9 protein-coding genes are annotated in these 12,815 nt (G+C 42.0%); 1 reads left to right on the forward strand and 8 read right to left on the reverse strand.

Translation table 11 applies throughout. The annotated features are described in order from the left end of the window. Nucleotides 1-7: 7 nt before the first annotated feature. The 7 genes from BuS5_RS07240 to BuS5_RS07270 form a co-directional block, all read right to left on the reverse strand. A complete protein-coding gene (locus BuS5_RS07240) occupies nt 8-976 on the reverse strand; it encodes an NAD(P)H-dependent oxidoreductase (RefSeq protein ID WP_035265817.1) in 969 nt (322 codons plus the stop codon). Nucleotides 977-982: 6 nt separating this feature from the next. Continuing rightward, entirely contained in the window at nt 983-1,687 is a 705-nt protein-coding gene (locus tag BuS5_RS07245) for a hypothetical protein (protein ID WP_027354465.1), read from the reverse strand. Nucleotides 1,688-1,746: 59 nt separating this feature from the next. Beyond that, complete coding sequence (locus tag BuS5_RS07250; RefSeq protein WP_027354464.1) at nt 1,747-2,433, reverse strand: response regulator; 687 nt, start codon at nt 2,431-2,433, stop codon at nt 1,747-1,749. Nucleotides 2,434-2,611: 178 nt separating this feature from the next. After that, nucleotides 2,612-2,797, reverse strand: coding sequence for a DUF2065 domain-containing protein (locus BuS5_RS07255; RefSeq protein WP_027354463.1), 186 nt, complete (start codon nt 2,795-2,797; stop codon nt 2,612-2,614). A gap of 45 nt (nt 2,798-2,842) precedes the next feature. Beyond that, a complete protein-coding gene (locus BuS5_RS07260; RefSeq protein WP_027354462.1) occupies nt 2,843-5,956 on the reverse strand; it encodes an efflux RND transporter permease subunit in 3,114 nt (1,037 codons plus the stop codon). Between the two features lie 9 nt (nt 5,957-5,965). After that, nucleotides 5,966-7,237 carry an efflux RND transporter periplasmic adaptor subunit gene (locus tag BuS5_RS07265; RefSeq protein WP_051374971.1) on the reverse strand — a complete coding sequence of 424 codons (1,272 nt, stop codon included), beginning with the start codon at nt 7,235-7,237 and terminating at the stop codon, nt 5,966-5,968. Continuing rightward, the gene (locus BuS5_RS07270; RefSeq protein WP_051374969.1) at nt 7,227-8,651 is read right to left on the reverse strand and encodes an efflux transporter outer membrane subunit; all 1,425 of its coding nucleotides are present in this window, start codon (nt 8,649-8,651) and stop codon (nt 7,227-7,229) included. The genes BuS5_RS07265 and BuS5_RS07270 overlap by 11 nt, the downstream gene beginning before the upstream one ends. Before the next feature lie 339 nt (nt 8,652-8,990). Here BuS5_RS07270 and BuS5_RS07275 point away from each other — a divergent pair, with 339 nt between their 5' ends. Beyond that, nucleotides 8,991-10,826, forward strand: coding sequence for a LysM peptidoglycan-binding domain-containing protein (locus tag BuS5_RS07275; RefSeq protein ID WP_027354461.1), 1,836 nt, complete (start codon nt 8,991-8,993; stop codon nt 10,824-10,826). Nucleotides 10,827-10,856: 30 nt separating this feature from the next. On the opposite strand, the gene BuS5_RS07280 is transcribed toward BuS5_RS07275, so the two are convergent. Then, nucleotides 10,857-12,806: a caspase family protein gene (locus BuS5_RS07280; RefSeq protein WP_051374967.1), complete on the reverse strand. Its 1,950-nt coding sequence runs from the start codon at nt 12,804-12,806 to the stop codon at nt 10,857-10,859. Between the last annotated feature and the right edge of the window lie 9 nt (nt 12,807-12,815).

Raw genomic sequence — 12,815 nt, forward strand, 5'->3', positions numbered from 1 at the left:
ACCCCGTTCAGGATTCGTCAATCAATTTCATTACTCTTGTTTCGATTTCATCACGAATCTTGCGCATAAAACTGATAGATTCACCTGCAGGGTCAGCCAGTGCCCAGTCTTCTTTCCCGGCACCGGAAACGGCAGGACATTTTTCTTCGCAACCCATTGTTATGATATGATCAGGTTTTACATAAGCAATAGCATCATCTATGCTTTTTGGAATACGAAAAGCCATATCTATCCCTTTTTCGGCCATCACCTCTGCCATTACAGAATTTATTTTATCTGCAGGCTCGCTTCCACCGCATAATACTTCAAATTTATCTCCAGCCATATATTGAGCGAAAGCGGCGGCTATCTGGCTTCTGCAAGCATTTTCTTTACAGGCGAAAAGAACCTTCTTCCTTGCTAAAAGCGGTTTGAGAAGATTTCCGGCAGCTTCTTTTACTTCCTTTAAAACAGACGGATGTTTTTCCATATCCCCGGGTTTTTCTATGTGTCTGTATGTCAGCATGCCATCAAAGCTTGCTCCGGCAGCATCGAAAAAATATTTCGTTGTAAGTCTTAAACCATCGAAGAGATTTTTACCTTTTGTAGCGCCGAGGGAAAGTAGAAAACCTCGTCTGAATTTGCAACCGGGATCGGACACCTGTAATATATATTTTCTGGACCATAGGGCCTGGCTTCTGTCAATAAGAGCTTTAAGCTGTGCCGTTGCATTATAAAAAAATATGGGCGTAGAGGCCACTATAACATCTGCCTTGCGGAACAGTGGATAAATATCACTACTCATCGTGTCTTTAATAACACAAAAACCTTTTTTTCCACAAGAAGCACAACCCATGCAAGGAACGATATCCTGGTCTGCTACCATAATGACTTCTGTCTGAGCTCCCAGCCGGTCGGCTTCTTTCATGAAAAGAGATAGAAGATAATTTGTATTCCCATTTTTTCTAGGACTTCCCATTAAACCGAGTACAAGCATTATAATTTACTCCTTCTCCAGCATTGTCCATTTTCTTATTTCAGCATCCAGGCCAATAATTCTGTCTCGATACTTGGTCAGCAAATTTTTATTATGCTCCGTGATGACCTCATCTGGAAGACTATTTTTTTCCATCTCTTTCATGCCTTCAGAAATAGATTTTAGCTGTTCGTCAAAGATACCGCGCATTCCTTTTGAGGCGGCCGCGTCTCTCTGTTTTTCCAGCTGTTCCTTCATACCGCTATATGCTGATTTTGCATACTTCACAGCATTTTCTTGAATTTCAGCCGCCTGAGTCTTCAGGATAATCTCCTGTACCCATTGGTATTCCTTTGGATTATAACCTAGTTTTGTAGCTGCCCTTAGATCTGATGTCATGAAATCGGCCACATCGTCCAAATTTTTAAAAGCAGTCAGATAATCACCGATTCCGGGTTCTGCCTTATCATTCTTATCTATCTTTTCAGAACTCTTTTTAAGATTATCCGCCGCCTGCTTTGCATATGCTATCGCCGCTTCTTTCACTTTTATATACATATCCATCTGTTTTACGCTAAGATTGCCATCCTTGGGAGGTGTATAACTCTCTTTCTCAACCTCCTCCATCAGCTTGACTGTCCCCTTATCGGAAAATTCCTTGTTGATACTCTCTTCTTCATTACTGCATGCTATAATAAAAAGCATCGCCATAATAAATATCAGTCTGACCATTTTAACCCCTTATGCTTCTGACTTTTTTTAAAAAAGCAAAAAATTTTATCATTAACTCCTTAAACTCCTCTTATAAAGTCGTTTTCTTTTGCATCATTGAAATATTCATTAACCATCGTAAGCATCGCACTAAGTTTAAATGGCTTTGCAAGGGTACGATAATTATATTTTAAAACTTCCTGATTAAGATTGTTTTTGAGGTCTTCTATTTCAAAAAAACCACTGGTATATATCACTTTTATATCGGGTTTAATTTTTCTTATTTTTTTCACCAGGTTAATACCATTCAAATTCGGCATTACAACATCGGTAAAGACAAGATCAGGTTTAAACTGGCAAAAGGCATCATACCCTGCGATACCGTCCATAGCCACTATCACATCATAGCCTTCCATAATAAATATATTTCTGAATATATCCTGAAGCCCGAACTCATCTTCCACGACCAATATTTTCTTTTTTCCATCATTTTTTTTTAGATTACCCTTTCTAATAACCTCTATTAATTCCATGTCGCTCATATTACTAATCAGGCGGCTCACCCTGTTTAATCTATGCTGGGTTAGATTAGCCATATTTTGCTTTTCAGGATTCAGATCCGGATGATAAACTTTGCTTAAAAGGCGATAACTCGATTTAATATATGAAAGAACAGCCCTTTCACCCAATTCAAAATAAATCTCCCTGGCTTTGTCAAGCAGACCTAAATAACTGAGTTCCTGCTCTAAATTAATTTTTTTATTCACTTTAAATAAATTCCTTCACTCGAATAAACCGAAAATCTATACTGAGCGTCTAGTTATTTAAGGCACGGTTAAAATAAAAAAAATTTATAATAAGAATGATATTATAACAATATAAAAATTATAATCAGATCAAAATGGTTATTTTGTCAATCTTTTTAAAATAATTGCAAAAATTTTACTATTTTCTTCCAAAGTATACGCTCAACAGACCAATAATCATAAGCGTAAAACCAAACCTTTGCAAAGCGCCGTCTGAGATATCAAGGATTTTTGACACCCATAATTTCATCTTTGCAGGAAATGCAAAATACGGTAGGCCTTCTATAATCATTACCATTCCGATCAAACAAAGTAAGAATTTCATTATATCACCAGTTTTTGTAATTAAAATTATTTTAATTCATATATATTAATTTTTTCTGCGAATATCTTCCACAATAAGGTAAAGAGAAGGCACCAGAATAAGTGTAATAAATGTGGCGAAAAGAATGCCGAATCCTAGAGAGATTGCCATGGGAATAAGGAACCGGGCCTGGCGGGAGGTCTCGAAAATCATGGGAGAAAGTCCGAAAAATGTGCTCAGGGTAGTGAGAACTATCGGCCTGAACCTGTATATACCGGCAGAATGGATTGCTTTGTGGGGAGTGATCCCTTGCTTGCGACTGCGATTGGCAAAGTCAATGAGTATAAGGGAATCATTAACCACCACCCCGGACAGCGCAACTATGCCGAACATACTCATGACGCTGAGGCTGTATCCCATTATTATGTGGCCGATTACAGCGCCGACTATTCCCGAAGGGATGCTCATCATAATAATCGACGGTTGGATGTAACTGTTAAAAAGAACTGCCAGCAAAGCATACATAACCATCATGGCGGCCCCCAGCCCCATCCATAGAGTAGTCATGCTTTCTGCCATATCCGCCTGCCTCCCTTCGAATCCGTAGTTGAGCCCCGGATAGCGTTTGATAAGAGAGGGCAGAAAGTCTTTTTTGAGAGATTCAAGTATACGGCCGGCATTACGTTGTGGGGTTACATTACATGTTACAGTTACAACTCGTCGTCCGTTACGGCGGTCTATAACAGTATAGGCTCTGCCCCTGGTAACTTCTACCGCTGTTTTAAGAGGAACTTCAACTCCCCCTGGAGACCTGAGCATCAGTTCTTCAAAATTATAATGGTATATACGTTCATTTTCCGGAAGCCGCACCATAACTTTTATTTCATTACGGCCTCGCTGCTGCCTTAGGACTTCCGCTCCGTAAAAAGAATCGCGGACCTGATTGGCGACCTCGCGCGCTGTAAGCCCAAGGCTCCGGCCTTCAGGTTTAATTTTAAAATCGAACTGTTCCTTGCCGGGCTCGAACCCGTCGTCAATATCGGCAACATCCGGGAAATAACTTAGGGCCTCGGCCAGAGCGGTACCGGCAGCCTCTAAAACCTTCAGGTCCCTGTGGCTTAACTCAATTGTTATAGATGGCCCGGATCCTGGACCTCCTGCATCAGATTGAAAAACCAGGGATTCCAGTCCGGGGATTATGCCGGTCTCTTTTCTCCATAGTTTAGTAACCTCATTTGTACTGATTGTTCTTTCCCCGGGAGAGGTCAAAAACATCTTGACCCTTGCAAGATGGCCCCCGGAAACTTTTCCGGGCGCATATCCGATCTCGGCATATATCCCTTCTGCCAGCCGACCATCACCATTTGCTTTAATCACTCTTTTTGCGGCATCGATTAATTTCTGCTGCACGGCCCCTGTTTTTTTTACTGAGCTGCCGTACGGTAAAACTGCTGTTGCAACAGCATATTCGGCCTCGACTTTAGGAAACATGGTCATCCCCATACGACCGCTCATTACATAAGATAAAGTGATTACAAGAATAATGATACCTGTGGCAAGTGTCATGTATCTATACTTTAGCGCGCATTCCAGAAAAGGACCGTACCTGTTTTCTATTAACCGCGATAGTCGATGGCTGAAACGCTGTTGCCGGTTCAAGATGAAATTGATGATTCTGCCATGTCTGTTTTTTTTGTTCTGGTGACCTATATGGGCCGGCAGGATAAAGAGGCTTTCTATTAAGGATATTACAAATATTGTAATTACGACTATCGGAATTACCCTGAAAAACTTTCCGATATTGCCCGGGACAAAGCATATGGGTAAAAAGGCTATAATATTGGTCATAATGCTGAAGATTACCGGCAGGGCTACTTCCCGGGTGCCTTGAACAGCGGCCTGAATAAACGGCAGGCCTTTTTCATGAAATTTATATATGCTTTCTCCGACAACAATGGCATCATCAACCACAATCCCCAGGGCAATTATAAACGCAAACAGTGAAACCATGTTGATGCTCATGCCAAGACCAGGAAGAAATAAAAGTGAACCTAAAAAAGATATCGGAATTCCCATGGTAACCCAGAATGCAAGACGCGGGTCAAGAAAGATTCCTAGCAGGATCAATACCAGGATTAAACCCATGCATCCGTTTTTCTGTAAAAGCTCAAACCTTTGACGATATATTCTGGAAAAATCGTTCAGAGTAGCAACCTCCAGGCCGGGCGGCAAAGTTGCTTGTAACTCTGCCGTCAGTTTGTGCACAACTTCAGCCACTTCTACAGGTGTCTGATCTCCCACTCGAAAAACATCAATCATTACAGCGCGTTTGCCGTTATAGGTTGCATACTTGTCAACATCCCTGAACCCATCAATTACTGTAGAAATGTCCTCAAGGAGAACTTCGGTGCCGTTGTTGTTAGTGATAACAGGGATGGCGGCAAACTCCCGGCCGTAATCTCTGCGCTCCATCATGCGCACCAGGACTTCACCTGAATCGGTTTTAATCCTTCCCCCGGGAAGCTCAACAGATGCCTTTCTCAGTCTGCGGGCAATTTCTCCCAGGGTTAATTTATAGGTTCGGAGAATATCCTGAGAAACTTCAACACTGATTTCAAGCGGACGCACACCAAAAAGTTCAACCTGGGTAATAAACGGATCCTGAAGCAGGCGATCACGAATTTTTTCTATCATTTCACGTAATACGCGCTCATCCTGATCACCATAAAGCACAAGGGAAATTACCCTCCGGTGATGAGAGATCGTAGAGACCCTGGGTTCTTCGGCTTCAACCGGGAATGTAAGAATGCGGTCGACCGCGCTTTTAACATCCTGGGCCAGTTTTTTTAAATCTCCACCTGCAAGCATGTCGATCTCTACCATCCCCGATCCTTCCCGGGCGCTCGAGGTGATCTCATCGATATCATCCAGACCCTGCACAGCTTCTTCCACAGCCAGAACAATGCCTTGTTCAACTTCAGCCGGGCTGGCTCCAGGATATGGAACCGTCACGATCACACGATCCATATCAAAGGAGGGGAACAGTTCCTGTTTCATATTCATTCCAAAACAAAGACCACCCACAAGAAACAGAACCATTAAGAGATTGGCCGGTACAGGATGCTCTACCATCCAGAATATCGGCCCCTTAATTCTTTTGTTTTCCGTTGATGAGGTCATATGATAAAATTATTCCGTTAATATTTTAAGCGGCATATTTGCAGTCGGCACGGCAATATCGGATATTACAATCCTTTCATTTTCATTAAGGCCATCCCCTATGAATACTGTCCTGGCATTCTTCCATATAATCTCAACATCTCTTATATCAAGCCGTCCGTCGTCCTTTACAATCCAAACACGGTTATTATGCAATGCAGTCCTGGGTATACTGAAAATTCCTTTTATACTGAGTCCGCAAATTTCAACACGCACATAATCACCTAACAGAAGTGGAGAAACTGCTGCTTCAGCCTTTTCAGGATCAAGTTGCAAATTAAGCGGGTCATCAACAGATACCAGAATTCTTGCCATGCGTCCTTCGGCTTCAAGGTTACCGAGCAATTTAATAACCATTCCTTTACGTTCAAAATGTCGGCCTGGATTATTACCGTAAATAATTTTGGCATGGGAACCAATATCACCATCAGACTTTGGAATAAGAAGCCATTTTAGACGATCCACAGGTATATTTACGTTTATCCAGAATGCGTCTGTACCCGCCACGACTGCTAAGCTGTCCTGCGTGGAAACCTGGGAACCTGTGTCGACAAATTTTTCAAGAACAATCCCGTTAAAAGGCGCTTTCACAGAAGTCCGTTCAAGGTCGAGCATGCTTTGTTGAAGTTCGGCCCTGGCAGCAAGCAAGGTTGCGCGGGCCTTTTCCAGTTGGGGTTGCCGCAATGCAAGTTCCCGGTCGAATTCATCTCCTATGCTATTCTGATTAAAGTTATTCTGATTAAGCTTACCTTGATTAAACTTGTTTTGGCTCAAGAGTTCCCATTCACGTTTTGCTACATCCTGACGACCTAGTTCCAGTGTCAGATCATTGGCAGCCATTGCAACATTGCTCTCTTTACGTTTTACCGCCAGCTCATAATCTTCCGGGTCAATCTGAAGAATGAAATCTCCAATGTTAAAACAGCCGCCGATCATGAATTTTTGATTGATATTTATTATCTTTCCGCTTACACGAGGTTTAAGCAGGATCTCCCGTGACGGAATCACATTTCCCATTGCATGGAGTATGATTTCTTCCGTGGTGCGGTGAGCGGGCATAACATGCACATGTTCGACCGGTTTGACAGGTGATTTTTTTCGTGCTTTAGGCGCTGTTTCATAAAGATACCAAGCAATTACAGATCCTGTAAGAATAATCAAAAATGGTAAAATGATTTTGAAGAAACGGGATTTTTCCCCCTCTTTTTTGTTAGGGGTGGGAATCGAGGTGTCAGGGTTCATTATTCAAACCTTCCCTGTCAAGTTCATCAGTCCAGTCTCCGCCCAGGGCGCGATAAAGATTTACACGATAAACAAGCAGAATTGTGCGCTGGGTAATAAGATCCCGTTCCAGGCGCTGGACAGCAATAATTTGAGTCAAAACCGGAAGATAATCAATGATCCCCTTTTTATATCGTTCGCGAGCCTCAAGTAGGGCCCGGCCTGCAGCATGCAATTGTAATTCAAGGGCCTTGATATGCTTTTTCTGCATTTTCTCCTGCACCATAGCATTCTCAACCTCTTTGACGGCATTTAAAACCGTGTATCTGTAAAACGCCAGCCTTTCTTCCGCAACGGCACGCACTCTGTCTACCTCTGCGGCTCGGCGCCTGCCGTCGAAAACAGGCCCCGCAAGACCGGCTGCCAGGTTTAGAATCCAGTTATCAAACAGGCTGTCTATATCTTCTGCTCCATATGATGCTCTTGCAGTTAATCTTATCGCCGGCAAGCGGTCTGCAAGCGCTGCCGAAACCTGCCAGTCGGATGCCTTCAGACGTAATCCCGATGAACGCACATCCGGCCGTTTTGCTAAAAGATCAACGGGAATCCCTGTATAAGGAATATTTCCGATTGCAGGCAAACTAATACCTTTAATTTTATTGCATTGATAAGGGCTTTTTCCCAGAAGCAGTGCAAGTTCATTGAACATGACTTGTTTTCTTGCCTCTACCAGGGGTATGGCAGCTTCAATTTGATGCAAAATCTGTTTTTGCTGGAAAACATCCAGCGCAGATGCCAGAGATTTTCTGTATCTCAGCTCCATAAGTTCAAGAAAAAATTTATTTGTTTGAAGCTGTTTTTCTAAAATGTCTTTTTGCATTTTTTGAGAAATTATATTAAGCCAGTGCACGGTAACCTCCGCCGCCAGGGTCATGGCGGCGGAGTTCAGATCTTCCCTGGCTGCTTCCGCATCTAATTTTGCAGCTTCCCGGTCTGAACGTATTCGGCCCCAGAGATCTATTTCATAACTTGAAGCAACGCCCAAAGAGTAATTATCTACGCTGGTTCGTTCCGTGTGGGAAAAAATGTCAGATTTTTGATATGTATGCGTATAATCAGCGGTGACATTAAGCTCAGGATATAAATAAGAACCCATCTTTACTGCAGATGCCTTCACCTGGTCGAGTCTCGCCCAAGCTTCCTTCAAAGAAAAATTGTCTGATAAGGCTTCCTGGATCAGATAATTCAATTCCGGCGCCGAGAAAGTTTCCCACCATGATCCAGGAAAATATTCACCATTTTCATAAAGTGAAAAATTTTCCGGTAAAATTCCAGGTCTGTTTTTTTTAAAATCCGGTTTAAACAGAACACAAGAGGAAAGCATTGCGGTCAATACGATTAAAGTCAGATTTAAAAAAAAAAAATTATTTTTCAAAGTTTCCGCCTGATTTTTTGTAATTTCTCAATAAATTAGTGCAGCCCCTTACGCACAGGTTAACGAAATCAAGACGCATATATTGTTATCTTAAATGTAAAGCCGTATCAAATAAATTTTTAAAACGAAATAATAACAAAGAAACCTGGGTTAATAAAATCTTGACAAGGATATTAATTTTAGAGTAGTCGAACAATGGGGAATTTATTAAATATCTTAAAAAATAACTTTCATGTGGTATAATTTTTGCATAATTGTTGATTGAATTAGTCAAATTTAGTGTAATTCTGATCTTACCCATAGACTCTAAAACTATAGCACCGACGAAAAGGATTTTGTTTGATAAAAATAAAGCTTGTAATTATTTTAAATATTATTACAGTCATTTTTTGTGGATGCAGCACAAACCTGCATAAAAGCTCCGATTTAAAATATAATAATCATATACCCCATAAAAACAATATTAAAGCCGCATCGTTATCTATCGATCCCGATTCCCTGGAGACCCAATCTTACCCGAAGGGTAGATCATTAGCCGGCGCCGGAGATCATAAAAAACCCACGTCAAAATTATACTTGAAGGAGTTTTTTACAACCGGCTCCAATATTGATGTATCGGAAAATACACAAAGATCTCTGGATGAAGCGCTTGATTATTGCCAGGTATCCCAGGATTTTTGGCAAAAAGGAGAGTTTGAAAACGCAATTGAATCCCTGGATCAGGCTTACTCTTTAATATTAAATATAGATACCGATGAAAATCCAAAGCTTATCCAGCAAAAGGATGATCTTCGCTTCATGATTTCAAAACGAATCCTTGAAATTTATGCTTCCCAAAATATTGTTGTAAACGGGAATCACAATGAGATTCCGATTGTTCTGAATAAATATGTTCAAAAAGAAATCGATAACTTTACTAAAAAAAGAGAAAGAAAATTTTTTATAGAGTCTTATAAACGTTCAGGGAAATATCGTCCTTATATTATTGCGGAACTTAAAAAAGCAGGCCTGCCCATGGAATTATCCTGGCTTCCTCTTATAGAAAGCGGGTTCAAGGTGAAAGCTTTCTCAAAGGCAAGGGCTCTCGGTCTTTGGCAATTTATTCCCTCTACAGGCTATAAATTCGGTTTGAAGCGTAACATTCATATAGATGAACGTATGGATCCGGATAAATCGACAAAATCTGCGATACAGTATTTAAAGCAATTACATCAAATTTTCGGTGATTGGGCTACTGTCCTTGCGGCTTATAATTGTGGGGAAGGAAGGGTTTTACGTATAATAAGAAGTCAGAATGTTAACTATCTCGACAATTTCTGGGATCTTTATGAACGTCTTCCAAGAGAGACCGCCAGATATGTCCCCAGGTTTCTTGCCACTCTTCACATAATTAAAAATAAAGAACAGTACGGGCTTGATTCTGTAAAGACAGACAATCCCCTTAAGTTTGAAACCATTATAGTATCAAAAAAGATGCATCTTAAGAGTATAGCAAAATCGATAGACGTCTCGGAAGCAAAACTCGTAGAGCTTAATCCGGAGCTGCGTTACAAAGTATTACCGGATGACAAATATCCCCTGAAAATTCCTGCAGGTAAAAGCGAAATCCTATTATCCCGGATAGACAATATACCAATTGCATCCATACCACGCAAAGCCTTTGTTTATTACAGGATAAGACCAGGCGATTCACTATCGACAATTGCCAGACGCTACCATACAAGCATCGGCAGAATTGCAAGGGCAAATAATATATATAAAAAAAGTGTTATTAGAGCCGGAAAGGTCCTTAAGATTCCGCGAAAGGGAACAGTGATTCCAAAAAGGAAAAGGTACCGTACGCAGAAATATGGCAAGTCCGTTAAATATTATGTAAAGAGAGGCGACTCCTTATGGATTATTGCCGGTAAATACGGAACCAGTACAAAAGAAATCCGCTCCTTAAACAATCTCAATTCTTCCAAACTTCACATAGGGCAGACATTGATTATTCCGGAGCGTAAAAAGAACGAATCGATAGATAAGAAAAAATTAGGGCAATATCTTGTTAAAAGAGGCGACAGCCCTTATTCTATCGCCCAAGAACATAATCTGCCTTTGGAACGTTTCCTGCGTCTAAACAATCTGGAACCGAGAAACAAGATATATCCCGGACAGCATCTTGCAATAGAATAATAGGGTAGGGTATAGGGTACACATCCAACTCTATGGGGTCCTGGCAAGGCGAAAGCCCAGAAGGCTGAAGCGGCGGCCCGGCGAATAGTAGTTAATACTCGCTGACCGGCAGTAGCGGGCACTGCTGAACCATCCGCCGCTGCGACACACCCGGAAGGAGCCTTCAGTGCAAAGAGGATCAACAATACCATCACGATATATTTTCCTCATTAATTGCCCTTTCCAATTAAAATTATCCTGACACCACTCCCATACATTGCCGTGCATGTCATACAGACCCCAGGCGTTGGGTTTTTTTTGTCCCACAGCATGCGTTTTCTTTCTTGAGTTACTTCCATACCAGGCATAATAACCAAGCCTGTTGTCGCTATCACCAAAGCAGAATCGGCCAATACTCCCCGCCCGACATGCATACTCCCATTCCGCCTCTGTTGGTAAACGGTATTTCCCCCCCCCTTCTTTCCGATTCAGATTCCTTATGAATTCTTGTGCATCATTCCAGGATACCTGCTCCACCGGACAGTCATCGCCACAGTTATTAAAGTAGGATGGATTATTACCCATCACCGCCTCCCACTGCCCCTGGGTCACCTCCGTGGTTTGCATGTAAAATCCCTTTGCAAGCGTTACCTTATGTTGCTTTTCGTCAGACTCACGGCCGGATTCATCAGGTGGACTGCCCATTATAAACGTGCCTGGCTTGATATATACAAACTTCATGCCGATGGCGTTTGTCATACCTCTATCCTGCTGAACAATTGCAACCGGTTTTAATCTTATGCTGATTTTTTCATCTCCACCGGCTTCAAGTCCTATCCATTTTTTTTCTGTTTCATACCCGTTTGATGACACCTCCACATGATATTTCCCGGGATCAAGCTCAATGCCCTGGTAAAATTCGGGGCTGATGTTCAATATCCTTATCTTTGCGTCAGACGGGCTTGTATCCACATAAAGACTGCTTTTAGGCGCTGATTCAGGTTCGAGATATACGGTAAGTCTCAAGGTTTTCCCTGTTTTAATACGAACCGTTTTGGAGTATGGTTCATATCCATCCTTTTCCACCCTGATGCGATGCTCTCCGGGAGAAATTTCAATATTATCCAGATTTGTTGTGCCCATCATTTCTCCGTCCACAAAGACCCTGGCTCCTGAAACATTGGCCTTTACGTAAAGGCCGGACTTCTTGCCGGCTGGTTCATCTACGATCAGACTTGAACCGGATGCAAAATAAAAATTTTCGTTTAAAGAGGTGGATTCCCAGGGTACTTGCTTTTTGCCTGATTCAGTCATTACCGTTGAACGAACCTGCTGAAACATCTCCAGAATCGTAATACCAGGTGAATCAATATGTTCCAGCAAAGCTGATGTGTAAAGGCCGTGTTTTCCCGCACCGTCCAAAGCTGTTTTGCCTGGTGAAGTGGCATAAGCAATGAGCGAGCCTGGGGGAGCGTTCATAGAGGCTAATCCGTTGCCATTGGAACCTCTGTTCCAACTACGTTCAAAAGGGTTGTCACGACAGGCATCCAGAATAACGATATTTGTCTTTGTGCCCGCGTTTTCCATCTTGGCCAGCACCCGGCCGACCTTTACGCAATCGTATTCAACGTCATTCTCGTTTTCCAGTTTTGCGTCAGCAGGTATCAGATAATTATTTCCCTTTACCTGGACACCATGCCCGGCATAGAAAAACAGGCCTACATCATACTGTTTCAGCTTTTTCCCAAATATGTCAATTGCCTTTTTTATATCTTTCTGAGTACAATTTTCATATTTGATAACTGTAAAGTTCAGATTTTCCAAGGCTTTTTTGATTGCCCTGGCGTCATTCACCGGGTTTTCAAGACTTGCGCCGGCCGGATACCTGGCATTTCCTATAACAAGAGCTATACGCCGATCATGTCCGGAAACAGAGATATCCGGCCGCACAAACCAGGCCAGCAAGAGTAACACCGCAAAAAAGATTATCTTTTGTTTCATGATGTTTTC

The sequence above is a fragment of the Desulfosarcina sp. BuS5 genome, assembly GCF_028752835.1.
GTDB lineage: Bacteria > Desulfobacterota > Desulfobacteria > Desulfobacterales > BuS5 > BuS5.

Excerpts from the sequence above, each read along its gene's own strand:
- BuS5_RS07240 (WP_035265817.1), bottom strand. The coding sequence starts at position 976 with ATGCTTGTACTCGGTTTAATGGGAAGTCCTAGAAAAAATGGGAATACA.
- BuS5_RS07245 (WP_027354465.1), bottom strand. The coding sequence starts at position 1,687 with ATGGTCAGACTGATATTTATTATGGCGATGCTTTTTATTATAGCATGC.
- BuS5_RS07255 (WP_027354463.1), bottom strand. The coding sequence starts at position 2,797 with ATGAAATTCTTACTTTGTTTGATCGGAATGGTAATGATTATAGAAGGC.
- BuS5_RS07260 (WP_027354462.1), bottom strand. The coding sequence starts at position 5,956 with ATGACCTCATCAACGGAAAACAAAAGAATTAAGGGGCCGATATTCTGG.
- BuS5_RS07265 (WP_051374971.1), bottom strand. The coding sequence starts at position 7,237 with ATGAACCCTGACACCTCGATTCCCACCCCTAACAAAAAAGAGGGGGAA.
- BuS5_RS07280 (WP_051374967.1), bottom strand. The coding sequence starts at position 12,806 with ATGAAACAAAAGATAATCTTTTTTGCGGTGTTACTCTTGCTGGCCTGG.